23 protein-coding genes are annotated in these 22,786 nt (G+C 69.1%); 17 read left to right on the forward strand and 6 right to left on the reverse strand.

Annotation, left to right across the window (positions count from 1 at the left end; translation table 11 throughout):
- Positions 1–2: 2 nt before the first annotated feature.
- From sctQ to IEQ11_RS00980, 3 genes are all read right to left on the reverse strand, one after another.
- Positions 3–1,103, reverse strand: a complete 1,101-nt coding sequence (sctQ, locus tag IEQ11_RS00965; protein WP_036113395.1) for a type III secretion system cytoplasmic ring protein SctQ — start codon at positions 1,101–1,103, stop codon at positions 3–5.
- Positions 1,096–1,698 (reverse strand): response regulator transcription factor, encoded by a 603-nt coding sequence (locus IEQ11_RS25855; protein WP_036113398.1) that lies wholly within the window; start codon positions 1,696–1,698, stop codon positions 1,096–1,098. The genes sctQ and IEQ11_RS25855 overlap by 8 nt, the downstream gene beginning before the upstream one ends.
- A 360-nt stretch (positions 1,699–2,058) precedes the next feature.
- Entirely contained in the window at positions 2,059–3,153 is a 1,095-nt protein-coding gene (locus tag IEQ11_RS00980; protein ID WP_191823034.1) for a sensor histidine kinase, read from the reverse strand.
- A 168-nt stretch (positions 3,154–3,321) separates the two neighbouring features.
- Here IEQ11_RS00980 and IEQ11_RS00985 point away from each other — a divergent pair, with 168 nt between their 5' ends.
- The 14 genes from IEQ11_RS00985 to IEQ11_RS01050 all read left to right on the forward strand — a co-directional run bounded on the left by IEQ11_RS00985 (position 3,322) and on the right by IEQ11_RS01050 (position 15,869).
- On the forward strand, positions 3,322–3,783 hold the full coding sequence (locus IEQ11_RS00985) for a FliO/MopB family protein (RefSeq protein WP_036113401.1): 462 nt from the start codon (positions 3,322–3,324) through the stop codon (positions 3,781–3,783).
- A gap of 420 nt (positions 3,784–4,203) precedes the next feature.
- Positions 4,204–6,267 (forward strand): FHIPEP family type III secretion protein, encoded by a 2,064-nt coding sequence (locus IEQ11_RS00990; RefSeq protein ID WP_191823035.1) that lies wholly within the window; start codon positions 4,204–4,206, stop codon positions 6,265–6,267.
- A 125-nt stretch (positions 6,268–6,392) separates the two neighbouring features.
- A complete protein-coding gene (locus IEQ11_RS00995; protein WP_191823036.1) occupies positions 6,393–7,850 on the forward strand; it encodes an FHA domain-containing protein in 1,458 nt (485 codons plus the stop codon).
- 185 nt (positions 7,851–8,035) lie between these two features.
- Positions 8,036–8,428 carry a hypothetical protein gene (locus IEQ11_RS01000; protein WP_194735187.1) on the forward strand — a complete coding sequence of 131 codons (393 nt, stop codon included), beginning with the start codon at positions 8,036–8,038 and terminating at the stop codon, positions 8,426–8,428.
- 170 nt (positions 8,429–8,598) lie between these two features.
- Positions 8,599–9,012, forward strand: coding sequence for a hypothetical protein (locus IEQ11_RS01005; protein ID WP_036113409.1), 414 nt, complete (start codon positions 8,599–8,601; stop codon positions 9,010–9,012).
- Positions 9,013–9,089: 77 nt separating this feature from the next.
- Positions 9,090–9,851: a type III secretion system inner membrane ring lipoprotein SctJ gene (gene sctJ / locus IEQ11_RS01010; RefSeq protein WP_051547798.1), complete on the forward strand. Its 762-nt coding sequence runs from the start codon at positions 9,090–9,092 to the stop codon at positions 9,849–9,851.
- Positions 9,848–10,495, forward strand: a complete 648-nt coding sequence (locus tag IEQ11_RS01015) for a hypothetical protein (RefSeq protein ID WP_096411654.1) — start codon at positions 9,848–9,850, stop codon at positions 10,493–10,495. The genes sctJ and IEQ11_RS01015 overlap by 4 nt, the downstream gene beginning before the upstream one ends.
- A gap of 44 nt (positions 10,496–10,539) precedes the next feature.
- The gene (locus IEQ11_RS01020; protein WP_051547799.1) at positions 10,540–11,274 is read left to right on the forward strand and encodes a FliH/SctL family protein; all 735 of its coding nucleotides are present in this window, start codon (positions 10,540–10,542) and stop codon (positions 11,272–11,274) included.
- Positions 11,275–11,326: 52 nt separating this feature from the next.
- Complete coding sequence (locus IEQ11_RS01025) at positions 11,327–12,682, forward strand: FliI/YscN family ATPase (protein ID WP_082124656.1); 1,356 nt, start codon at positions 11,327–11,329, stop codon at positions 12,680–12,682.
- A complete protein-coding gene (locus tag IEQ11_RS01030) occupies positions 12,679–13,170 on the forward strand; it encodes a hypothetical protein (RefSeq protein WP_036113413.1) in 492 nt (163 codons plus the stop codon). The genes IEQ11_RS01025 and IEQ11_RS01030 overlap by 4 nt, the downstream gene beginning before the upstream one ends.
- 11 nt (positions 13,171–13,181) lie before the next feature.
- Positions 13,182–13,931, forward strand: a complete 750-nt coding sequence (locus IEQ11_RS01035) for a hypothetical protein (RefSeq protein ID WP_036113415.1) — start codon at positions 13,182–13,184, stop codon at positions 13,929–13,931.
- A gap of 78 nt (positions 13,932–14,009) precedes the next feature.
- The gene (locus IEQ11_RS01040) at positions 14,010–14,486 is read left to right on the forward strand and encodes a hypothetical protein (protein ID WP_036113417.1); all 477 of its coding nucleotides are present in this window, start codon (positions 14,010–14,012) and stop codon (positions 14,484–14,486) included.
- Between the two features lie 154 nt (positions 14,487–14,640).
- Positions 14,641–14,952 (forward strand): EscF/YscF/HrpA family type III secretion system needle major subunit, encoded by a 312-nt coding sequence (locus IEQ11_RS01045; protein WP_096411659.1) that lies wholly within the window; start codon positions 14,641–14,643, stop codon positions 14,950–14,952.
- Positions 14,952–15,869, forward strand: coding sequence for a DUF6683 family protein (locus tag IEQ11_RS01050; protein WP_343226519.1), 918 nt, complete (start codon positions 14,952–14,954; stop codon positions 15,867–15,869). Before IEQ11_RS01045 ends, IEQ11_RS01050 begins: the two co-directional genes overlap by 1 nt.
- Positions 15,870–17,030: 1,161 nt before the next feature.
- Here IEQ11_RS01050 and IEQ11_RS01055 read toward each other — a convergent pair.
- The gene (locus IEQ11_RS01055; protein ID WP_191823834.1) at positions 17,031–18,272 is read right to left on the reverse strand and encodes a hypothetical protein; all 1,242 of its coding nucleotides are present in this window, start codon (positions 18,270–18,272) and stop codon (positions 17,031–17,033) included.
- 217 nt (positions 18,273–18,489) lie between these two features.
- Positions 18,490–19,716 (reverse strand): MFS transporter, encoded by a 1,227-nt coding sequence (locus IEQ11_RS01060; RefSeq protein WP_191823835.1) that lies wholly within the window; start codon positions 19,714–19,716, stop codon positions 18,490–18,492.
- A 414-nt stretch (positions 19,717–20,130) separates the two neighbouring features.
- Here IEQ11_RS01060 and IEQ11_RS01065 point away from each other — a divergent pair, with 414 nt between their 5' ends.
- Positions 20,131–20,355, forward strand: coding sequence for a hypothetical protein (locus tag IEQ11_RS01065; RefSeq protein ID WP_096411668.1), 225 nt, complete (start codon positions 20,131–20,133; stop codon positions 20,353–20,355).
- Positions 20,356–20,421: 66 nt separating this feature from the next.
- Here IEQ11_RS01065 and IEQ11_RS01070 read toward each other — a convergent pair whose 3' ends face one another.
- Positions 20,422–21,534, reverse strand: a complete 1,113-nt coding sequence (locus IEQ11_RS01070) for a glycosyltransferase family 4 protein (RefSeq protein WP_046658666.1) — start codon at positions 21,532–21,534, stop codon at positions 20,422–20,424.
- A 368-nt stretch (positions 21,535–21,902) separates the two neighbouring features.
- Here IEQ11_RS01070 and IEQ11_RS01075 point away from each other — a divergent pair, with 368 nt between their 5' ends.
- Together IEQ11_RS01075 and IEQ11_RS01080 are read left to right on the forward strand one after the other, a co-directional pair.
- The gene (locus IEQ11_RS01075) at positions 21,903–22,259 is read left to right on the forward strand and encodes an ArsR/SmtB family transcription factor (protein ID WP_036110794.1); all 357 of its coding nucleotides are present in this window, start codon (positions 21,903–21,905) and stop codon (positions 22,257–22,259) included.
- Positions 22,260–22,331: 72 nt separating this feature from the next.
- Positions 22,332–22,538, forward strand: a complete 207-nt coding sequence (locus IEQ11_RS01080) for a hypothetical protein (RefSeq protein ID WP_153019062.1) — start codon at positions 22,332–22,334, stop codon at positions 22,536–22,538.
- Positions 22,539–22,786: the final 248 nt, after the last annotated feature.

Consider the following 22,786-nt stretch of genomic DNA (forward strand, 5'->3'; position numbering starts at 1 on the left):
GTTCAGCTCCAGGCGATCAGACGAACACCCAGGGTGTCGCCGACCGCGACGATTTCGCCGCGACCGGCGTCGCGGCCGTTGGCGCGGATCACCACGTTCGCGCCTTCCAGCCGCGAGGGCAGCGCGAACACGTAACCGGGCTGGAAGCCGGCCAGATCCTCGTAGCGGCATTCGAGCCGGCCCAGGTCGAATTCGAGGCGGACCGGAACCTCCGGTGCGTTGGGTTCGGCCGATTCGGGCGCGGCTTCGGTGTCGCTCATCGCGGAAGTCTCCTGATGCGTGGAAAGGGTCAACGGCGGGCCGTCGATGCGCCAGCCGTCGGCGACCGGCAGCAGCGGCCAGGCATAGCCCGGCACCTGCGCCTGCACCGGCGGCGGACGTTGGTAATTGCCGATCACCAGCACGTCGCCCGGACGCAGCTGGCGCCACTGCGCGCGGCGCAGTTGCGGGCCTAGCCAGCGCAGCGCGATCGGCACCGGCAGGTCGGTCCAGTCGCGGTAACCGCCGGAGTCGTCGTCGCGCGAACGCTCGAAGCTCTCGGCGCGGAACAACAGCCGTTCGACCCAGCCCGGCGGGATGCGCAGATGCCCGCGCACGCGCACCTGGCCGCCGCCGTCGGCGATGGTGAAGGCCAGCCACAGGCCGTCGAGGCTGGCGGCGCTATGCGTTTGCAGGTCGTGCAGCGAGGTGTTGCCGTCGTCGACCACCGGGATCAGGGCGATATCGAGCGCCTGGCTCAGCCGCACCAGCTGCGATTCGTGCGCCAGGCTCCAGGCCAGCACGCGCGAGCGGCCCTGGTAGTCGCTCCAGTGCAGGCCGGTGTCGGTATCGATCGCCAGCCCGCTGTCGAGCTGCAGCTTGATCCGCGCGCCGTCGCCTTCGAGCGTCACCACCTCGCCGTCGATCGCGCCGGCCTGGGCGAAGCTCAGCCAGCCGCCGTCGCGCACCGGCCAGCGCTGCGCGGCGCCGAACAGCCCGCACAGCGCCTGCGCCTGCCACAGCGGCAGCGACGGCACCCGGCCGCGGATCGAACCGGCCTGCGCCTGCGCCGCGGGCTGCGAATAGTGTTCATGCCCCGTCATCGGGCCGTGCGATTCATCCATGGCCCAATGCCACCTTCATCAGCTCGGGCAGCGAGCGTACTCCGAGTTTGTTCATCATGTTCGATCGATGCAGCTCCACGGTCTTGACGCTGATGCCGAGCACGTCGGCGATGATCTTGTTCGGCTTGCTCGCCACCACCAGGTCCATGACCTGACGTTCGCGCGGGCTCAGCTTGGCCAGGCGATCGTCGCCGGCCTCGCTGCCGGCGTGGTTGCGCGCATTGACGATCGCGGCCCGGATCGCATCGATCACGGCCTCGTCGCTGAAGGGTTTTTCGAGAAAATTGGACGCGCCCTTGCGCATCGCCTCGACCGCGAGCGGCACGTCGCCGTGCGCGGTCACGAACACCAGCGGCAGGCCGATCCCGCGCCGGCGCAGTTCCTCCTGCAGCTGCAGCCCGCTCATCAGCGGCATGCGGATGTCGGAAACCAAACAGCACGGCTGCGTGCCGTGGCGCTCGCCGGCGTAGGCGTCCAGAAACGCCGGCCCGGAGGCATAGGCCTGGACTTCGAACCCGGCCGTTTCCAGCAGCCACGCGGTGGATTCGCGAAAGCCGTCGTTGTCGTCGACCAGGTAGATGCGTGCTTCGGTCATCAGCGATGCTCTCCTTGCCGGCGCCGCCGGGCTCGTCGCGTTCGCGCGCCCCGCACTTTAGACGGCGCCGCGCCGCCTGTGTCGCATGCGGCCGGCGGCAGTTCGCGCGACGCGTACGACAGTCGGATGGGCGTGGGCTGGGTCACGGGCGGATCCTTCGCGGCGAATCGGGCGTTGCAGGACATGAACGGGTGGCCGGCGTCATCGCCCGCGCTCGCGTCGCGCTGAGTTTCAGCGAACGCGACGGTATAACCCGCCAGGCGGTGCTCGCGATGGTGACCTTTGTCATCTGTGATCGGCCCGCGGCGGATCGGTCCGGCGGCGCGGCGCCCGGGCGCGCGCGAGGTTCGCGGGCGAGCATCAAGTACGGGCCTCATAGCGGGGCAAGGTAAACCCGAACACGCTGCCGCCGCCTTCACGCGGCTCGAAGAACAGCCGGCCCTCGTGGTATTCGATGATCGAGCGGCAGATCGCCAGGCCGATGCCCAAGCCATCGGTCTTGGTGGTGAAGAACGGCGAGAACAACTGGTCCTGCTCGGCCGGGCTCAGGCCGGCGCCGCGGTCGGACACGCGCACCTCGACCTGATCGTCGAGGTTCATCCGCGCGTCGATGCGTAATTCGCGCCGCGCCGCGGGGATTTCGCGCATCGCCTCGATCGCGTTCTTGACCAGGTTCAGCAGCACCTGCTCGATCATCACCCGGTCGGCGAACACCGGCGCGAGGTTGGTCGGCAGGCCCAGATCGATGCGCAGCTGCAGGCGTTCGGCCTCCAGCCGCAGCAGTTCCAGCACGGTGTCGGCGATCCGGCTCAGCTCGTGCGCGTCGCGTCGCGGTTCGCGCGCGCGCACGAACTCGCGCACTCGCGAAATCACCGCCGCGGCGTGTTCGGCCTGGGTCCGCGCCGCTTGAAGCGCGCGTTCGACCTGGACTGGGCCGCCGGCCTGTTCGACCAGGCGCAGACTTCCGTTCAGATAATTCATGATCGCCGCGAGCGGTTGATTCAACTCGTGCGCGAGCGTCGCGGCCATCTCGCCGACCGACATCAGGCGCGAGGTGAACAGCAGTTTTTCCTGGCGGTTCTTGTGCGAGTCCAGGGTCTCGATGCGTTCGCTGATGTCGATCGCGGTCAGCACCTCGACCGGCGCGGCGGCGTGTTCGGCGCGGCCCCAGTGCAGCGCGTACCAACGGCCGCTGTGCGGCGCCAGCACCTCGCGCGGGCCCTCGCTGTCGCCGCTGTCGCCCTGCAGCAGCGCCAGCAGCGCATCGCGGCTGGCGTGCTCGGGCAGCGCGCCGAATTCCTCGCGATAACGCGCGTTGCCGGCGATCAGGACGCCGCCCGCGTCGAACATCGCGCAGGCGAACGGCACCGCGCCGAGCAGGCCGGCGGACGGGTCGATGGCGGCCGGAGCCTGCGCGGCACGCTTGCCGGCGCGGCTCGTCTTGACGTTGCCCATGCTCACATCCATGCCATGCCGGCCGGCCCGACGATGTGAAGCCGCGGGCATCGGCGAGGGCGCCGCGCGTGTCGGGGCGCCGGGCTGTTACGGTATGTCGCCGCGATGGGCCGCGCCCCGCGCGCTCCCGCACCCACGTTCGAATCCTCGGTCCCGCACTGACTCGCCATGCCGATACTGCCCCTGCTGCCGCGTTGCGTAATCCGTTGCCTAGCCGTCCTGGCCTGCGCGCCGGCGTTGGCGTTCGCCGCCGCCAAGCCCGCGGCGCCTGCGGCCGCCGCCGCGCAACCGCCTTCGATGTTGTTCGAATTCATCTCGATCCTGCTGCCGGTCGCGGTGGTCATCGCCGCGCTGCTCGCGGTGCTGCATTACCTGCGCAAGCGCCACGGGTTGAGCGGGCGCGATGCGCCGCTGTCGATCCTGCAGATCCTCCCCGTCGGCCCCCGCGAACGTATCGTCGTGCTGCGCACGCGCAGCGGACGCGCGCTGGCGGTCGGCGTGGCCGGGCAATCGCTGAACCTGATCGCCGAACTCGACCCCGCGGACATCGCGCCGGCGGTCGCCGCGACGGTTTCAACCGCAACTGCTTCTGTGCCGGCCGTCGCAGCTTCGACCGAACACGAATCCTGAGCGCTGCGCGCTTACGTTAGTCGAACGCGATCACGCAATTGCGCACGAGTTCACAAAAACAGCGATGAATGAGCGCGAATGTAAGCCTTGGGGATCAAGGCGACGTGATTGTGCAGATCACGCACAACAACGTTTGCGTTCACACAACAGGTGACACTTAACACTTAGTATCGGCCGTCCGAACCGGCATCGTGTTTGAGGACAGCGCCATGCGTGGGTGCTCAGGGGTACATGGCAGAGCAGTGATTGCTTCCAGCGTTCGATACAGCGCAAAACCGACGACGATCGCGACCCGCGGCTTGACGCCGTGGCGTAGCGCGGTCGCCGCTGCGCGTGTCGGCGAGGTACCCGAGCCGCCCCGCGTCGCCGACGCCCGAACCCATGCCCGATCACCCAGCAACAGGATGTGGGGCTGACCGAATGCGAGCACTGCTGAGTTCCCTGATGGCCGCGCCGCCCGGCACGCTTCCGCGTCGCCGCGCCGGTTACAGCGACGTGATCCTGGCCATCGGCGCGGTCACCATCATCGCGGTGATGATCCTGCCGCTGCCGCTGGCGATCATCGACACCCTGGTCGCGATCAACATCGCGATCGGCTTCGGCCTGCTGCTGATCGCGCTGTACATCCCAACGCCGGTGGCGTTCTCCAGTTTCCCCAGCGTGCTGCTGCTGACCACGCTGTTCCGGCTGTCGCTGTCGATCGCGATCACCCGCTCGATCCTGCTCGAGGCCAACGGCGGTCATATCGTTGAAACATTCGGCAGCCTGGTCGCCGGCGGCAACCTGGTGGTCGGTTTCGTGGTGTTCCTGATCATCACCGTGGTCCAGTTCATCGTCATCGCCAAGGGCGCCGAGCGCGTGGCCGAAGTCGCCGCGCGCTTCACCCTGGATGCGATGCCGGGCAAGCAGCTGTCGATCGACTCGGACCTGCGCGCGGGCATGCTCGACAAGGACGAGGCCAAGAAGAAGCGCCGCCTGCTGGAAGTGGAAAGCCAGCTGCACGGCAGCCTCGACGGCGCGATGAAGTTCGTGAAGGGCGACGCCATCGCCGGCATCGTCATCATCATCATCAACCTGCTCGGCGGCCTGGCCATCGGCGTGCTGCAGAAGGGCATGCCGCTGGCCGATGCGACCCACACCTACAGCATCCTGACCATCGGCGACGGCCTGGTGTCGCAGATTCCGGCGATCCTGGCGACCATCGCCGCCGGCCTGGTGGTGACCCGCACCGCCGGCGACGAGGACGACCGCCACCTGGGCGAATCGATCACCCGCCAGGTCACCGGCCAGCCGCGCGTGCTGCTGATCACCGGCTGCCTGGCGTTCCTGATGATCTTCGTGCCGGGCTTTCCGAAGCCGGTATTCCTGGTCCTGTCGATGGTGCTGCTGGGCTTCGCCGCGTGGCGCTATCGCCACGGCTCGGCGGTGCTGCGGCGCGTGTTCAAGGTTCCCGAGGGCGAGCGCGGCATCGACGAGAAGGTCGTCAACGAAGACGAGATCGCGCCGCCGGCGCCGTTGCAGCTGGAGCTGTCGCCGACCCTGGCGGCCGCGTTCGGCGAACACCTCACGCGCGAGCGCATCGTCGACGTCGCCCGCCGCCTGCGCGACGAATACGGCGTGCCGCTGCCGGTGCCGGTGATCAAGATCGCCGCCGACCTGGACAACGGCGACGGCCTGGGCGGCTATCGCCTGACCGCGTTCGGCGCGCGCATCGCGTTCGGGCGGCTGTCGCCGAACGCGCAGTTCCGTCCGGCCCGGCTCGGCGACGCCAACGCGCCCAAGCTGCCGGGGTTCTTCCCGCCGCTGGCGGGCGAGTGGACCGGCCAGGCCGGCGCCGATATCCGCGACGGCCTGAGCACGGTGATCGAGCATTCGCGCGCCGCGCTGGAACGGCGCATGGGCAGCTTCATCGGCATCCAGGAAACCTCGAACCTGTTCGGCAAGATGCAGCGCGACTACCCGGACCTGGTCAAGGAAATGCTGCGCGTGGTCGCGCCGCAACGGGTCGCCGACGTGCTGCGCCGGCTGGTCGAGGAAGGCGTGCCGATCCGCAATCTGCGCGACGCGTTCGAAGCGATCACCGATGTCGGCGGGCGCGAGAAGGACGTGGTGCTGCTGACCGAATACGTGCGCGTCGCGCTCAAGCGCGAAATCGCCGACCGCTACGCCGACAGCGACCGCACCATGCAGGTGCTGCTGATCCATCCTGAATTGGAGGACCGTCTGCGCCAATCGGTGCGGGTGGCCGGCGGCGCGACCCAGCTGGCGATTTCGCCCGAGCTGGCCGGTCGCCTGGGCAGCGAGGTGCGCGCGCATCTGAGCCGCCAAGCTGAAGGCGTTAAGCCAGTGCTGTTGTGTTCACTGGATGTTCGCCGTCATCTGCGCAAGCTGCTGGAGATCGATTTCTTCGAACTGCCGGTGCTGTCCTATCAGGAACTCGCACCTGACCTGCGCATCGTGCAGGCAGGCCAGGTCAACGCCTGAGGAGCCCAGACGATGAATCTTCTCCGCCGTCCTTCCCCCCTTCACCGGTCGTCCGGCCCGCGCGCATCGCGCGTCCCGACCGCATGCGCCGCCCGCCGCGGCGGCGTCTGAGACAGGAGTCCGCCATGTCCATCGACGAACATCCGAACACTTCAGGTCCGCTCACGCCGGGCGACGCCGCCGCGCCTGCCGGCGATGCCGGCAAGAGCGCGCTCGACGCCAAGCCGCACGGCGAGGCTCCTCGCGCCGAAATCAGGATCACCCCGGCGATCAGCGTGCTGCGCGTGGTCTCCGGTTTGCACACCGGCGCCAGCCGGCCGTTGTCGGCGCAGGAAACCGTGCTGATCGGCAGCAGCGGCGATTGCGACATCGTGCTGTCCGATCCCGGCGTCGCGCCGCGCCACGCGTTCCTGACCCGCATGGGCGGCACGGTCTCGCTGCGTGCGCTCGACGCGCCGCTGACGATCGACGGCCAGACCCTGAATCCGGGCGACCCGGCCGAGTTGAGCGCGATGCAGCGCGTCGACATGGGCGGCGCGTCGATCGCGGTCGGCGCCGCCGAAGACCCGGGTTGGGCGACGATGCTGCCCAACATGGGCGAGCTGGCCAAGCCGGCCAAATCCTCGATGCGCCATCTGCCGCTGATCGCCGGCTTGGCCGCGCTGTCGCTGGTGTCGGTGGCGATCGCCGCGGCGGTGATGCCGGGCTTCGAGAAAAAGCCCACGCCGAAGGAAGTGGTGCAGCCGCTGATCAAGGAATTCTCGATCGCCGGCGGCCGCCTGATCGAAAACGACGACGGCAGCCTGGTGCTGTCGGGCACGGTCAAGGACGCCACGGTGCGCGAGATGATCCGCAAGCGCCTGGTCACCGATGAAGTCGACGCGCGCCTCGACCTGCGCACCGGCGACGACATCGCCGGCGACGTGCGCGAAGTGCTGCGCAGCCAGGGCCTGACCACGCAGACGCGTTACCTGGGCAACGGCGATGTCGAAGTGATCGGCCGGTTCGAGAACGAGGACGTGTTCAAGCGCGCGGTCGCCTCAAGGGCGATGCAGGACGTGAACGGCGTGCGCCGGGTGATTCCGCGCAACCTCGCCGACGAAGGCCAGCCGGCCGGGCCGACCGTGGCCGCGCCGGAGGTCAAGAAGGCGCCGGTCAGCGTCGAACCGACCCGGATCGTGCAGATCGTCCGCGGCGGCGCCAACCCGCACGTGATCGACGTCGACGGCCACGAGTACGCGGTCGGCGACGTGATGCCCGACGGCCGCAGCCTGATCGCGATCGGCGACAAGGCCTGGGCGCTGAACAAGCTGACCGGGATGACCGACCAGCTCAAGGCGCAGCCGCTGACCGCCGAGGAGCAGGCCGCCGCGGCGGCGGCCGCCAGCGGTGTCCCGGCCGCCACGCCGGGCACGGCGCCGACCGCGACCGCGGCCACTGCCACCCCGGCCGCGCCCACCGCGCCGGTGAGCCCGGCCGCCAGCCCGGCCGCGCGCTCGCCCGCGGCGCCGGCCGACAAGCGCAGCGACAACCCCTTCAGTGTCTCCGAGGCGCCCGCGAAGCCGGCCGGGAGGCGTGAATGACCCCGACCACCCCCGGGTCAGCACTAGCTGGTTTCACGTGTGTATCACCGATTAAATCCATGATCGGCACCATGCATCCGCTTTAGGTCCGTACTGGGCCGTATGCAGTGCCGCATTCAGAGTTCCGCTTCATCCGTTGTTCCACGCCATTCAGCGGCCACGCCGCAACGAGCAGGAGAGACGTCATGAGCAATACGGTAAATCCGAACGCCGGCGGCACCGCCGGCCTGGTCACCAGCTTCATCGCCGATGTCAACAAGAGCAACACCGTCGGCAACGGCAAGAACGCCAGCGCTTCGTCCAACGGCGGCGGTGGCGGTGTGTCCGCCGGCGGCGGCGCGGGCGGCGGCAGCGGCAGCTGGTTCGAAGCGATGGCCAAGGCGTGGGGTTCGACCCTGGACAGCCAGGCCGGCCGCATCACCGAGCTGTCGGGCTCGATCGGCGGCGGCAACGACCAGCCGTCGGCGATGATCGCGTTGACCTCCGAGAGCCTGCGCATGCAGTTCATCTCGAACAACGCCTCGACCTCGATCAACAGCATCGGCGACGCGTTCAAGACCCTGGCGTCGAAGAACTGACGGCGCGGCGCGGCCCGACGTCGCCGCTTCCTGCCGCGGCGCCCGGATCTCGGTCCGGGCGCCGGCTGCGTCGAAGCGCCGCGATCGCACCGCGCACCGCACCGTCTGTTTTTTGATCGCCAGCCGTAATTTGTTGTTCGTTCGGACCCAACGCTCCAGGAGAAAGGGCCATGATCGAAGCCATTCAAGTCGCAGCCGAAGCCGCACAGCCGGCCGCCGCATCGCCGGCGCAGTCGCCGCAGGCGTCGGCCTACGACATCCGCGAGTTCGCCGCCGCATTCGACCGCGGCGCCTCGCCGACCTCGGCCGGTGCTCAGGCCGGCGCGCCCGCGCAAGCCGCGCCGACCGAAATGTCGCAGGGCACCCGCGCGGTGCTGGCCGCGCTCGACAATCTCAACGGCGGCGCCGACAAGATCGACGCGGCGACCAAGACCATGTCGGCCAACAGCGCCGATCTGACCTCGGGCGAGATGATCCAGATGACCATGCGCTGCCACCAGTTCATGTTCACCTCGCAGCTCACCTCGAACGTCGCCAACCGCACCTCCGACGGCATCCAGCAATTGTTCCGTCAGCAGTCCTGAGCAGTCGCTCGCAATCGGTACGCAATCACCACGGGGGATGCATGGGTAGGGCGTCAGGCTTCAATGCGTTACGAGTCATGGCGGCCCTGCTGGCCTGCCTGCTGATCGTCGGCTGTACGCGCACGCCGCTGTACAGCCAGCTCGACGAGCAACAGGCCAATGAACTGATGGCGGCCCTGCTCGATGCGGGGATTCCGGCCGAAAAGGATCCCTCGCCGAGCAAGACCGGCTGGGAGGTCATGGTCAATCGCGGCGACATCCCCTACGCGATGCAGGTGCTGACCTCGCGCGGCTTGCCGCGGGCGAAGTACAGCTCGCTCGGCGACGTGTTCAAGAAGGAAGGCTTCGCCTCCTCCGCGCTGGAGGAAAAGGCGCGCTACCTGTACGGCCTGTCGCAGGAACTGCAGCGCACCCTGACCCGCATCGACGGCGTGGTCGAGGCGCGCGTGCATATCGCCTTGCCCGACCGCGACCCGCTCGGCGGCAACGTGCAGGATTCCTCGGCCTCGGTGCTGATCTTCGAACGCCCCGGCCAGAGCCTGCGCGATCGCGAGACCGACATCAAAGTGTTCGTCAAGGACAGCGTCGAGGGCTTGGACGACGTCAATAAAGTCACGGTCAAGTTCTTCACCGTGACTGCGCCGCCGAAGGCGCATCAGGGCGGCGGTCCGCTCAACGCGGTGATCGGCTCGATCGACCTGAGCGCGGTCATCATCGGCGCCGGCGTGCTGGTGGTGCTGGCGATCGTCGCGTTCTTCTTCGGCCGTCTGCGCTCGCGCTTCGCTCCGGCCGCCGCGGCCGCGCCGACCAACGCACGCAGCGGGGTCTGGAACGGATGAGCGGCACGGCGGCGCTGCGGACGATCCTCTCCGAGGTCGATCCGAGCTGGCACGGCGACGGTCCGAACCGGATCGCACCCGAACTGCTCGCCGCCGCCCGCAACAGCGCGCTCGGCCGTCGCCTGCTAGGCCGCTGGCTCGCCGCCGGCGACGCGCCGGCCTTGCTCGCGCCGCAACCGGGCGAAGGTTTCGGCGCCGCCGCGCTGCGCTGGCCGCGCGCGCGGGTCGAACGCCTAGTGCGCGATCTGGGCGCGCTGGCCTATGCGCCGGCGATCCGCGCCGAAGTGCGGCGCGATCCGGTGCGCCGGCTCAAGCAGGCGCTCGACAACGCCTACCTGCTCGCGCTCGACAGCCTGGTCTGGGACGGCAAGGTCCAGGCGCAACTGGGCGCGCAGCTCAACGCCGAACTCGATGCGGCGCTGCGCGATCCCGACGATCGCACCATGCTGGACCTGCTCGACCGCCGCGGCCGCGCCGAACTGCGCTTGTGGGCCGAGCGCCGCGACCCCGGCCTGGCCGACTGGTCGCGCCTGCTGCTGCCGCGCGCGCTGCACGACCCGAGCTCGACGCTGGTCGCGCATCTGCCGCCGGAAACGGTCGAACGCCTGCATAGCCATCACGGCGCCAGACCGCTGGCGGCCTGAGCCGCCGCGTCGCCGCCGGTCATCGCACTCACCCAAGGACACTCATGCACGCCGATCCGCTCTCCGCCGACCTGTCGTCTTCCGCGTCCGCCACGGCGGGCACGGGTTTGACCGACGGTCCGCGCCGGATCGAACCGCAGCGCGCCACCGGCACGGTGGTGGTGTTCGAGCGCAAGCAATTCGAACGCGCGGTCGCCGGCACCATCGTGCCGGCCAAGCAGTGGAACGCGATCGGCGAACTCGATCAGACCCTGGCGCGGGTCAATGCGCTGTACGCCGAGGCCGGCGACGAGATCAAGCAGGCGCGCGAGGCCGGTTACGCGGCCGGCTTCGCCGAAGGCCTGGCGCGCGCGCAGCAGCAGATGGCGCAGCAGCTGGCCGACCTCAACGAACGCCGCGCGCGCGTGCTCGCCGACGCCGGCAGCCGCGTGACCGAACTGGCCTGCGCGATCGTCGCGCGGATTTCCCCCGAATTCGACGCGCGCAGCGTGGTGCCGCCGCTGGTCATGCACGCGGTCGAGGCCGCGCAGGCCGAGCAGTTCCTGCTGATCCGCGTGCACCCCAGCGTGCGCGAGGACGTAGCCAAGGGCCTGGGCCTGGTGCGCCAGGCGCATCCGGTGGTCGGGGTGATCGAACTGGTCGACGACGAAAGCCTGGACAAGCTCAGCTGCGTGGTGGTGTCGGAGGTCGGCGAAGTGCGCGCCGGCGTGGCTCAGCAGATCGAAGCGATCCGGGTCGCGTTGTCGGGCGCCGAGTACGGCGCGGAGCACAGCGAATGAACCGCCGCGCGCTCGCGGCGGCGTTCGCATGCCGTGCTCGGGCAGGCGCGCGATGAGCAGCTTGCAGCGCACCATCCTGCAACCGGTCGCCGCGCCGGTGCCGCAACAGGACCCGCTGATCGCGGCGCTGGCGCGCGTGCCCAACGTGGTGCGCATCGGCAAGGTCGCCGAAGCCTACGGCACGATGATCCGCGCCACCGGCCTGAAGGCGATGATCGGCGAGCTGTGCGAACTGCGCAGCCCGCGCGACCGCAATTTCCGCCTGGCCGCCGAAGTGGTCGGCGTGTCGCGCCAATACACTTTGCTGACCCCGCTGGGCGCGCTCGACGGCGTCGCCCACGACACCGAAGTGATCGCCACCGGCCGGCAGGCCTCGGTGCGCGCCGGCGACGGGCTGCTCGGCCGCATTCTCGACGCCAACGGCGATCCCATCGACGGCCGCGGCGGGTTCGGTCCGACCGTGCAGATCCCGATCTACGCCGCCTCGCCCAATCCGCTCGCGCGCAGCCTGATCGACCGTCCGTTCGCCACCGGCGTGCGCGCGATCGACACGGTGATGACCGCCGGCGTCGGCCAGCGCCTGGGCATCTTCGCGGTCGCCGGCGGCGGCAAGAGCACCTTGCTCGGCATGCTCGCGCGCGGCGGCGACGCCGACGTCAACGTGATCGCGCTGGTCGGCGAACGCGGCCGCGAGGTCAACGAATTCATCCAGGACAACCTGGGCGAAGCGGGCCTGAAGAAATCCATCATCGTCGTCGCCACCTCCGACCGGCCCGCGCTCGAGCGCAGCCGCGCGGCCTGGGTCGCGACCGCCATCGCCGAGTATTTCCGCGACCGCGGCCAGCGGGTGATGCTGCTGGTCGACTCGGTCACGCGTTTCGCCCGCGCCTTGCGCGACGTCGGCCTGGCGATCGGCGAACCGCCGGCGCGGCGCGGTTTCCCGCCGTCGGTATTCAGCGCCATGCCGCGTCTGTTCGAGCGCGCCGGCAACAACGACAAGGGCAGCATCACCGCGTTCTACACCGTGCTGATGGAAGGCGAGGACGGCGACGATCCGGTCGCCGAAGAAGTGCGCTCGATCCTCGACGGCCACATCGTGCTGTCGCGAAAACTCGCCGCGGCGTATCACTATCCGGCGATCGACGTGCTGACCAGCCTGAGCCGCACCATGCCGCGGGTCGCCGACGACGGCCATCAGCGCGCCGCCGGGCAACTGCGCAAATACCTGGCCAAGCATCAGGACATCGAACTGCTGCTGCAACTGGGCGAGTACAAGCGCGGCAGCGACGCCGAAGCCGACATCGCGATCGAGAAGATCGAACCGATCCGCAAACTGCTCAAGCAGTCCGCCGGCGATCTGGCCGACTACAAACAATCCGTCGACGCGCTGCGCAGGTTGTTCGGATGAGCCGCTATCCACTGCATACGCTGCTGCAACTGCGCTCGCACCGGGTCGAGACCGCGCGCGGCGTGGTGATGGAACGCCAGCGCCAGGTGCAGGCGCGGCGCGAGGCCTGCACCGCGATCGAGGGCGAGATCGCCGACCTCAATCGCGAACGCGCTGGTCAGCGCCTGCGCCTGCTCGATCCGCCGCCGCCGGGCGTGCCGTGGCCGATGGCGATGTCGCAGCGCGAATCGCATATCGACCATCTCGGCGAACTCGCCGTCGCCGCGCATCAGCGGCTGCTCGATGCGCAAGGCAAATTGCGCGAAGCCGAAGCGGCGTTGGACGAAGCGCGCAAGGCGTTCTTCCGCGCCCAGGCGCGGCTGGACGCGCTGGAAAAGCGCAAGGACGTCTGGCGCAAGGAACAACAGGCGGCGAGCCAGCGCCGCGAGGAAGCCCATTCCGCCGACCTGCTGATGGCCTCGCGCCAACAGTCGCAAGGCCCCTTCTGATCGAGGTCGCCATGAGCACGATCCGCAACAGCTCGCCCTCCGCCGATGCCGATGCCAAGCGCGCCGAAGCCGCCAAGCAGGCCGAGCAGGCGCAGCCCACGCGCGCGCCGACGCGCCAGCCGGCCGCGCCCGAATCGGTCGATCAGTTCCGCAGTCTGCTGCAGCAGCGCCAGGGTGGCTTCGCCCAGGCCGGCACCGCCGGCAAGGACGAAGGCCTCGCGCGTTTGCTCGGGCAGAGCGAAAGCGCCGCCGACGGCGGCAAGATGACCGCCGAACAGGTGCGCGCCGAAGCCGGCAACGCGGTTGCGCGCAAGCAGGCCGCCGGCGAGCGCGCGCACGAACACCAGCGCCAGTCGGTCGGCTTCGAGCGCGTCGACAGCGCGCCGCCGCCGGCCGAAAGTTCGGCGATGCTGCAGGCGCAACTCGCGATGCGCGACACCGCCACCCCGCCGCCGGCCGCGCAGCCGACTTCCAACGCCGCCGCGTTCGCCGACCTGATCGAACGCCACGTGCGCCAGCTCGCGGTCAGCAACGGCGGCGCCAGCGGCGAGCAAGGCCAGGTGCTGCTGCGCCTGTCCGACCAGACCCTGCCCGGCACCGACCTGCTGTTGACCAAGACCGCCGAGGGCTGGCAGCTGCGCGCCGATTCTCGCTCGCGTTCGAGCTACGACGCGATCCGCGACGCCGGCCCGGAGCTCGCGCGCCGTTTCGCCGAACGCAACCTCGGGCAGCTCAGCATCGATCCGCATTTCCACGACTGACCTCGCCGCGCGAGGTCCGCGTCCGCGCCGTGAGCGCGCGGACGTTTCCTTCACTCAACCCGATGGACCGCCACCGCCATGACTCAAGCGACCGCCGACGACCAACGCCGCCAGCTGCGGGCTTCGTTCGAAGACCTGTTGCAGCAGCAGCCCGACCTGAGTTCGCAGGACCGCGCTTTCCTGCTGGGCAAGCTCAACGAGGCTCTGGACAAGCAGGACCTGAATGCGCCGATCCAGATCGATCCCGAGGGCATGCGCCGCGACTGGGCCGCCGCGGTCGACGCGCTGATGCCCGAAGCCGACGCCAGCGAACGCGAATTCCAGATCCGTCGTTTCAACGACACCCTGGAGCCGTTGCAGCGCGACGCGGTACAGGACGCGCTGGAATACGGACGCCGCCTGCGCGAGGACGGCGAGATCGCCGCGGCCGAATGGCTCAACGAGCGCAACGCGCAGCGCAAGAAGCGCAATACCGCGGCCGCGGTCACGAATTCCGCGGCCGGCAGCGGCAACAAGAAGCCGGCGCCGCGCAATCCCTGGGGAAATGGCGGCTAAGCGCACGCATTGCACCCGCCGGCACCTAGGGTACGCCATAGCTTGTAGGCCCCCGGGCCCGGCGGGAAGATGGAATCCAGAAACAGGGGCGGTTCGCGGCGAGATGGCAGAACGGCTCTATCTCTCACACCGAAATGAATTTTTGGAGAACGACATGAGCAACGACGTCAACGCCCTCTTCGTCAACTCGCTGGCCACCCAGGAAGTCCGTGGCAAGACCGAGGAAGCCAAGGCCAGCGGCGGCAAGGGTTGGCTGTATGCGATCGCCGAGCTGACCGGCAAGCTGGCCGACAAGAAGGCCGACCAGATGACCAAGGCGATCGAAGGCCTGCCGGCCGACGCGAAGCCGAGCGACATGCTGAAGACGCAGGCCGAAGTGTCCGAGTTCCAGCTGATGATGAACACCTTCACCAACGTGGTGAAGACGCTCGGCGACACCAACGCGCAGGCTTCCCGCAAGAGCTGATGCCGCGTTCGCAAGCCGCCGCGAAAGGAGCGAAGCCTGGCTTCGCTCCTTTTGCGTTTCTGCGTCATGGGTTTGCGGCTGTCGCTTGGTTCCGGCGCGCGCGTTTAGGTGCTTGCGACGGCAGTCGCGACCGACGCCATGGCCTTGGTGTCGCGCTGGGCTCGATCGCGCTGGCGCTCAGTGGCGCGGTCGCGGCGCAGGATTACCAGCCGCAGATGGACGGGTTCAACTCGACCATGGACTCGATGCAGAGCGTCGCCGGCACCGCCGCGGTCAATGCCGCGATCAAGCGATCGTTGAGTCAGCGCTCCGGCGCGGCGGCGCCGGCTCAGCGTCCTTCGGCCCAGCGCGGCGCGGGCGCTTCGAAGTCGCCTGCGGCCGCCACAGGCAGCACCGCCGACCTGTCGTTCCGGCGCGATCCTGCTACTACCGAGCGCGTGCGCGCGGCCTTGATCGCCGCGATGGCCAAGCAAAGCCGCGGCGTCGCCGACGACTTCGCGCGCCGTTCGGCCAGCGCCGAGTACCGCCAGCGTTTCGCCCGCGTCCTGCCGGCGCAGGGACTGGCCAACGACAACCTCGCCGATGTCGCCGCCTACCATGTCGCGGTCAACTGGGCCCTGGTTCATCAGGCGCCGTTGCCGAGCGGTGCGCGCCTGATCGCCTTGCGCAACCAGTTGCGCGGCTCGCTGGCGCAGGGCAGCACCTTGCCGGAACTCGCGCCGCAACGCCGGCAATGGGTCGCCGACGATTTCCTGTTCCGGGCCTTGAACCTGTCCGAACGCATCGACGCCTTCGCCCGCCGTCCCGAGCCCGACACCCAGGCGCAGTTCGCACGCGCGGCGCGCGAGGATATCCGCCGGACGCTGGGCATCGATCTGCAGAATTATCGATTCACTGCGCAGGGGTTGGTGCAGTAGCGTTGCTTGGCGGTGTACGGGGTCTCGCGCCTGCGAGGTCTTGCGGGGGCGGCTCTCTTGGCTGGGCTTCAGCCCGGACGCCTTCCGCTCCGATCGCGATCTTCATGACCCTATCTAACGATCGCGCCATTCATTCGATGGCCCCCTGTAGGAGCGGCGCAAGCCGCGACCGCGCCATGACGGCAATATCGCAACCTGCGCCGTAGGCGAATTCCCGCGGTCGCGGCTCGCGCCGCTCCTACAGGTAGGCCATGTGGCTTTCGCTTGGGCTTGAAGCCGCGCAGTTCATCCAGCGCTGCGAAGCTTGGAACTCGCGTCAGCAAAAGCACACCCGATGGGCGATGTGTATGGATGCGCCTACTCGCGCCATGACGACAATATCGCAACCTGCGCTATAGCCGAATTTCTGCGGTCGCGGCTCGCGCCGCTCCTACAGGTAGGCCATATAGATTCAGCTCGGGTCTGAAGTGGCGCAGTTCATCCAGCGCTGCGAAGCTCGGAACTCGCGAGAACAACAGCACACCCGAAGGGCGGCGCACATGGATGTGCGCCGTGCGCCACCGGGACAGGATGTCCCGTGTGGCGCATGCCTGCGTAAGCACCGTACTTGCGGGCCCTTGATTCACAAAAAAGCGTTTTTCTTTGGTTACCTTTCTTTTGTCGCTTTTGACAAAAGAAAGTAACTCGGCCGCTTGCGGACGAAAGCTGTTGATCTTGCCTTTGGCTTCAAAGCTCTAGAGCTTCAAAGCTTTGAAGCTTTCAAAGCTGCAAGCCAGATCAAAGGCTTCCGCCGCTAAAGCGGCGGGTCACTTTCTTTTGTCTAAAGCAACAAAAGAAAGGTAACCAAAGAAAAATGCTTTTTTGTGGATCAAGTGCCCGCAAGCGCGGAGCTTCCGCAGGCATGCGCCACACGGGACATCCATGTCCCGGTGGCGCACGGCGTGCATCCTGCACGCCGCCCTTCGGGTGTGCTGTTGCTAACGCGAGTTCGGGGCCTCGCAGCGCTGGTGGGTAGGCTCTGCTTCACGCTTAAGCCAAAGCCAAAGCCAAAGCATCAACAGGACGCCCGGAGCCGAAGCATCAAGACGATGTCGAAACCAGTCGAAGCGGAAAGCGAGGGGTACAAAGACGCCGCGCGCGCGAAGCGCTCCGGGCGCGACCTCAACGCCGATTGAGTCGCCGACCCAACCACCACGCCCCGGCTGCCACCGCCACGCCGAGCAGCAGCGCCACGCCGCTGCCGCCGGGACTCGCGCGCTCGGTGATCAGGCTGCCGTCGGGCAGCAACAGCACCACCGCCATCGCCAGGCAGACATAGGCGGCTACGGTCAGCACCCAGAACAACCACTGCAGCGCCCGCACCACTTCCAGGCTCGGCTGGTGTTCGTGCGTGGGGCGATGCACGCCGCCGCGGCCGAAGGCCGACAGCCACTGGGTCAGGCTGGCGTTGTCGACCCGTCCGCCGCGTCGCAGCGGACGGCGCTGCATGCTTTCGCCGGTGTAGATCTGATTGTTGGGCAGGCCGTCGCCGCGTTGCTGGGCGATGCGGTCGTTGAGGTTGAGCGGTTGATTGCGCGCGTCGTTGTTGAGCGTGTTGGTCTGTATCGACGGCAGCGTCGCCGAGGTTTCCGACGGCGGCGGCGCGGCGGTCGCGCCGCTGGCGCCGGGCGGGTTGGCGTGCTGTGGATTGGCCAGGCGCGCGAGCACGTTCTGCTGCGCGATCAACGCGTCCTGGTTCATGGCCGCGGCCATCGGCGCGGCCGGCACCGCATTGGGCGTGTTGTTGGCGACCAGGGTCAACGACGGCGCGGCGACGTTGCTGGCGGTCGCGTTGGATGCGGCCGCGTTGGCGAGCGCGCCGTTGCTGGCGCCGTTGGGCAGCACCGCGGCATTGGGCAGGGCGTTGCCCTGCACGCTGGCCGACGAGGCGTTCGCCATCGCCGCCGGCACGGCGTTGAAGTTCGTCGGCCGGTCCAGGCTGGCGAACTGCGCGGCGTTGTTGAGCGCGCGTTCGGACAGCGTCGGCGCGGGGTATTGGGTCGGGCTGGTGTTGAACGGGGCGTTGCTGTTCTGCGCGGATTGCCCGGGCAGCATGCGGCTGTTGGGATTGGCCAGATCGCGCAGCAGGTCGCCGTTCGCGCCGGGGGTCGTGCCGTTGTTGAACAGGCCGCCGCCGTTGGCCGCGCCGGGGTCGCCGGCGCTGTTGTGGTTGCCGGGCTGCGGATTGGGCGCGTTGGGATCGAGCGGTTTGCCTGGGTCCTGCGGGCCGCCTTCGAAACCCGGCAGCGTGATGTCGGGCAGGTCCCCTGGGCCCTGCGCGCCAGGCACCTGCGGCCCGCCCGGAAACGACGGTCTGTTACCGGGCAAGGGTAAGGGCAGGCTCGTCGGCAGGTTGATGGACATGGGCGTACTCCCACGCAGGGGCTCGCGCCGCGGCGGCCGCGCGTGCATCGACGTTAATGCCGCGACCGCGTCGCAGCATCCTCGGGCCGACCCTAGGTGAATGGCGCGCACCGTAATGCGCTTGTTCGCGATTGCGGCGCGCACGCGGCGGCGCCGCGATCGAGCCATCGTTCCCGCGGCTGCGCGAACGGCCGCAGCCGTCGCCAGCGCCTGGCACTCAGCCGCGCACCGGTTGCGCAGCGCTGCTGCGCAGCACCCAGGTCAGGGCGATCGCGCCCGACGCGGCGAGCGCGACCGGAATCGCGGCCGCCGGCCAGCCCGCGGCCTGGACCACGCTGCCGAACAGCGACGGGCCCAGCACCTGGCCCAGGTAGCTGCCCTGCATCAACAGACCCATCGCCACCGCGGCCAGCGCCGGGTGCGGGGTGAGCTGGGTCGCGCCGTTGATCGCGCTGGCCGGCAACAGGCCGCCGGCCAGGGAGAACAGCACGCACAGCGCGAACACCGCCGGCGCCGGCAGCCCCAGCGCGAACGCGCCGATCGCCGACAGGCCCATCGCCGCGCTGGCGATCGCGATCAGGCGCCAGCCCGGCGTCCCGCGACGCAGCAGCAGGCCGGCGCTGAGGTTGCCGATCACGTTGGCACCGACCGCGACCGCGCTGAGCAGGCCCGCGTCCAGCGCCGAGACCTGCATGCGCTGCATCAGCAGGGTCGGCAGGAAACTCAGCACCGCATAGAACTGCAACGAGTACAGCGCGAACACCAGCGCCAGCAGCAGCGGTCCGCGCGCGCCGGCGACCGCGAGCGCATCGCCGGCGATGCGCCGCCACGGCGTGGCGCCGGTCGCGGCCTGCGGCGCCGGCACGCCCGTGCGCAGCAGCAGCGCGGCGGCCACGCACAACGCGGCGTTGATCAGCCAGAAGCCGCGCCAGCCATCCAGGGCCGCGCCGGTGGCCAGCGCCACCGCCATGCCGGCGGGCAGGTAGCAGCTCCAGATCGCGAACACGACGTTGCGATCGGCCGGCCGCGACACCCGTTGCAACACGCTTGCCCCGGCGACCGCGAACAGCAGGAAGCCCGCGCCTTCGAGCACCCGGCTGGCCAGCAGCCCGGCCAGGCTGTGGACCACGCTGCCCAGGGCGCTGCCGGCGGCCATCGCCAGCAAGCCGCCGACCTGCAGCGCGCGATCGCCCAGCCGCGCCACCAGCGCGCCGGCCGGCACGCTGGCGACCAGGCCGAGCATGCCGAACACCGCCATCACCCAGCCGCCCGCGCGCAGGTCCAGGCGCAGATCGGCGCTGAGCGCGGGCAGGGCGATGGCGACCTTGCCGACCTGCAAGGCCGCGATCAGGCCGGCGCCGAACACCGCGGCGACCGCGATCCAGTCGGTGGAAACGACGACCGGCACGGCCGGCGAGCGTGAGGGCAGGGGCAAGGCGGTCATGGGCGGGGCCGGTGGAAACGATGTGGCCACCTTGCGACCTCAAGCATGGTCGAGGTCAACGAAAGACACCGGAACAGTGCGATCTGCGTGCTGCAGTGCAACGTGATGGGCATCACCACCCCAGCGCCATGGCCGGGTTTATGGCACCTAATGCGTGACCTATGTCACTTATTAGACAAAAACATGGTGATTTAAGGTGGGGCAAGAACCTTTCGGCGGCGTTCGAGTCAGAGAGTGTTCTAGCGTTCAGCTTCATGGGAGGACGGCGCCCGCGGTGGGGACCGCGTTCGTCACAGTCCCACACGGTCCGTCGTTGCTTCCCCCGGCGATGACGGTTCATCCAGCGACCCGGCTCGTCCGGGGAGAAGAACCGATGGGCGGGCTTGAGCCCGTCGTTGCCAGGGGAGTGGAACCATGCATCGAACCCGCGCCGAACTCGACGGCGATTTGTGCCAGCTCAGCGCTGCATTGCCGTTGTGGCGACGCCATTGGAGCGACGACACGGTGTTCTGGCCGCGCGTCGACAGTCTGGTCGAACGACTGCTCACGGTGACGCCGCGCAGCGAGCGCGGGCACGTGGTGTCCAACATCAACCGCATGCTGCTGTCGCAGGGCCTGCAGCACGCGCCCTACGAGTAAGCCGGCGAATGAGCGGGCGCACCAGCCTGCCAGCGCGCGGCGGCCGCGTCGCGGTTCGCGCGCGGCTTACTTCTTGAGCAATTCGTCGAGCAGCGCGGCCACCCGCGCCGCGTAGGCATTGGGCGCGAAGCGCTGGGCGAACGCGCGGCGCTGTTCGGCGCTGCCGACCACCGATTCGCGGCTGAGCCGGATCATCAACTGCGCCAGCAGGTGACGGTCGTGCGGATCGAAGCGCGGCATGTCGCCCGGCGCGACCTCCTCCAGCGCACTGCCCTCGGCGACCGCGACCGGCGTGCCGGCGGCCAGGGCCTCCAGCACCGGCAGGCCGAAGCCTTCAGCGTATGACGGCTGCCACAGCCGTTCGGCGTCGACATACAGCCGCGCCAGGCCGGCATCGTCGATCGCCTCGAACCAATGCACGCCGTTGAGCCGCTGCAGCTCGGGCGCGACGTCGCGCGGCGCGCCGACCACGACCAGATCCGGGGTGTCGTAATGCTGGCGGCGCGCGTCCAGCCACGCGCGCAGGAACAGGTCGGCGTTCTTGCGCGGCTCGCGGGTGCCGACCAGCAGCCAGTAGCGCGGCGGCAACGGCAGCGCCAGTTGGCTGCGCTCGGCTGGCGGCGGCAGCGGCGCGACCGCGTCGGGCAGCACGTACAGCTTGTGCGCGTGCGCCGGGTACAGGCGGCCGCATTCGGCGGTGGTGTAGCGCGACGGCGTCCAGATGGCGTCGGCGCTGGCGATGGAATGGCCGATCGCGGCCTGGTCGACGACCCGCGAGGTCAGCGCCCGCCACGGCGTTGCGGGCGGGCGGCGCAGGGTCAGCCGGAACAGGTCGTGCAGCAACAGCACTTGGCGCACGCTCGAGGGTTTGCGCCACACCGGCAGGCCGCCGTTGGCGGCGGCGATGTAGACGTCGACGCGCTCCTCGCGCAGGGCCGCGGGCAGAAACCCGGCCTCGTAGCGCCAACGCCGGCGCAGGCCGGGCTCGGCGTCCAACGGCACGCCCAGATCGGCGCTGACCGCGATCGCGCGGTGCGGATGATCGCGCGGCGCCTCGGTGAACAGCACCGTCTCGACGTCGTCGCGGCGACGCAGCGCGCGCTCCAGCGCCAGCACCTGGCGGCCGGGGCCGGTGTGCGGCGCGGCGGTCGCGGCGCGGTAGTCGAGGCCTATGCGCATCGGCGTGAATCGTTCGGATGCGCGCACGCCGGGGCCGCGGCGACAGACCGCCCGGCGCACGGAAATACCTGGGAAAACACGTTGAAATACACAAGCGTCATCGGAGTACCGGCATGCCCTGGCCAGACGACTAACGGGACATGCAGCCGAGTCAGCCCTTCCCTCTTAGTGCGAACAGCGTCACATTTATTATGTGATGAACCGCGCTGAGGTGCCCGATGAAAAGTGCCGCTGTTCATGAAGAGGCTGAACGAAATTGCGCCCTGGCACAGGCCGCAAGCCTGGACGGCGCCATCACGGCACGCTTGACACCCTGCGCCGAGCGGGCTTCAACTAGCCGTGTTATTTAACCTACTGGTTGAGTTGATATGCCCGCCGACCCGCTCAGCACCACATTCGCGGCCCTGGCCGATCCGACCCGGCGCGCGATCCTGGCCCGGCTCGCCAACGGCTCGGCCGGGGTGACCGAACTGGCCGAGCCGTTCGACATGAGCCTTCCGGCGATCTCCAAACACATCAAGGTGCTCGAGCGCGCCGGCCTGATCGCGCGCGGCCGCGAAGCGCAGTGGCGGCCGTGCCGGCTGGAGACCGCGCGGCTGCGCGAAGTGTCCGGCTGGCTCGACCGCTATCGCGAATTCTGGGACCAGCGCCTGGACCGGCTCGACGATTACCTGACTCAGTTGCAGACCACTCACGAGGCGGCGCATGCGCGTGACGACGACTAGCGCGCGCGTTCGAAGCGCGCAGGTTCGCGATCGCGCGCGGGCGTCGGCGCGAGCGTGGAGCGACGGCTGACGATGGCCGACACCGGCGCGCCCGATCGCAAAGCCAACGGCAAGCGCGTCGAAGCGTCGTCGACCCGGCCGGCGCGCGCGCCGTGTTGCGGATTGCCGAGTCCGCTGGCGAGCGCGATCCGGCATACCGTGGCTGAGCCGGTGGCGCCTTGCGTTGCTGCATCGGGCGAGGTCAAGCGGCGCGGGCGGGGTGCGCGCGAAACGGGCTGAGCGGGGATCGGGAGGTTTTGCAGCGCACGCGTGTTGGCGGACTGCCGGTTTGGATTGCGCGTGTGGGGTTCTTCGATGCATGGGGCGGCCCTCACCCCAACCCTCTCCCGCAAGCGGGAGAGGGAGCGTTGGTTTCGGCGCGGCTCAATACCGTGTCGAGCTTTGATGCGGTGTCGAGCCTTCACTGTGTGCCGACTATCGACGTCGCCGCTGCACTCTCCCTCTCCCGCAAGCGAGAGAGGGAGCAT

Origin of the sequence: Lysobacter capsici, from assembly GCF_014779555.2 — a bacterium.
GTDB lineage: Bacteria > Pseudomonadota > Gammaproteobacteria > Xanthomonadales > Xanthomonadaceae > Lysobacter > Lysobacter capsici.

Coding starts and splice junctions, on each gene's coding strand:
- IEQ11_RS01005 (WP_036113409.1), top strand. CDS start 8,599: ATGATCGAAGCCATTCAAGTCGCAGCCGAAGCCGCACAGCCGGCCGCC.
- IEQ11_RS01050 (WP_343226519.1), top strand. CDS start 14,952: ATGCCGCGTTCGCAAGCCGCCGCGAAAGGAGCGAAGCCTGGCTTCGCT.
- IEQ11_RS01035 (WP_036113415.1), top strand. CDS start 13,182: ATGAGCACGATCCGCAACAGCTCGCCCTCCGCCGATGCCGATGCCAAG.
- IEQ11_RS01015 (WP_096411654.1), top strand. CDS start 9,848: ATGAGCGGCACGGCGGCGCTGCGGACGATCCTCTCCGAGGTCGATCCG.
- IEQ11_RS01065 (WP_096411668.1), top strand. CDS start 20,131: ATGCATCGAACCCGCGCCGAACTCGACGGCGATTTGTGCCAGCTCAGC.
- IEQ11_RS00995 (WP_191823036.1), top strand. CDS start 6,393: ATGTCCATCGACGAACATCCGAACACTTCAGGTCCGCTCACGCCGGGC.
- IEQ11_RS01000 (WP_194735187.1), top strand. CDS start 8,036: ATGAGCAATACGGTAAATCCGAACGCCGGCGGCACCGCCGGCCTGGTC.
- IEQ11_RS01070 (WP_046658666.1), bottom strand. CDS start 21,534: ATGCGCATAGGCCTCGACTACCGCGCCGCGACCGCCGCGCCGCACACC.
- sctQ (WP_036113395.1), bottom strand. CDS start 1,103: ATGGATGAATCGCACGGCCCGATGACGGGGCATGAACACTATTCGCAG.
- IEQ11_RS01055 (WP_191823834.1), bottom strand. CDS start 18,272: ATGTCCATCAACCTGCCGACGAGCCTGCCCTTACCCTTGCCCGGTAAC.
- IEQ11_RS01025 (WP_082124656.1), top strand. CDS start 11,327: ATGAGCAGCTTGCAGCGCACCATCCTGCAACCGGTCGCCGCGCCGGTG.
- IEQ11_RS25855 (WP_036113398.1), bottom strand. CDS start 1,698: ATGACCGAAGCACGCATCTACCTGGTCGACGACAACGACGGCTTTCGC.
- IEQ11_RS01080 (WP_153019062.1), top strand. CDS start 22,332: ATGGCCGACACCGGCGCGCCCGATCGCAAAGCCAACGGCAAGCGCGTC.
- IEQ11_RS01040 (WP_036113417.1), top strand. CDS start 14,010: ATGACTCAAGCGACCGCCGACGACCAACGCCGCCAGCTGCGGGCTTCG.
- IEQ11_RS00990 (WP_191823035.1), top strand. CDS start 4,204: ATGCGAGCACTGCTGAGTTCCCTGATGGCCGCGCCGCCCGGCACGCTT.
- IEQ11_RS01045 (WP_096411659.1), top strand. CDS start 14,641: ATGAGCAACGACGTCAACGCCCTCTTCGTCAACTCGCTGGCCACCCAG.
- IEQ11_RS00980 (WP_191823034.1), bottom strand. CDS start 3,153: ATGGGCAACGTCAAGACGAGCCGCGCCGGCAAGCGTGCCGCGCAGGCT.
- IEQ11_RS01060 (WP_191823835.1), bottom strand. CDS start 19,716: ATGACCGCCTTGCCCCTGCCCTCACGCTCGCCGGCCGTGCCGGTCGTC.
- IEQ11_RS01030 (WP_036113413.1), top strand. CDS start 12,679: ATGAGCCGCTATCCACTGCATACGCTGCTGCAACTGCGCTCGCACCGG.
- IEQ11_RS01020 (WP_051547799.1), top strand. CDS start 10,540: ATGCACGCCGATCCGCTCTCCGCCGACCTGTCGTCTTCCGCGTCCGCC.
- IEQ11_RS01075 (WP_036110794.1), top strand. CDS start 21,903: ATGCCCGCCGACCCGCTCAGCACCACATTCGCGGCCCTGGCCGATCCG.
- IEQ11_RS00985 (WP_036113401.1), top strand. CDS start 3,322: ATGCCGATACTGCCCCTGCTGCCGCGTTGCGTAATCCGTTGCCTAGCC.
- sctJ (WP_051547798.1), top strand. CDS start 9,090: ATGGCGGCCCTGCTGGCCTGCCTGCTGATCGTCGGCTGTACGCGCACG.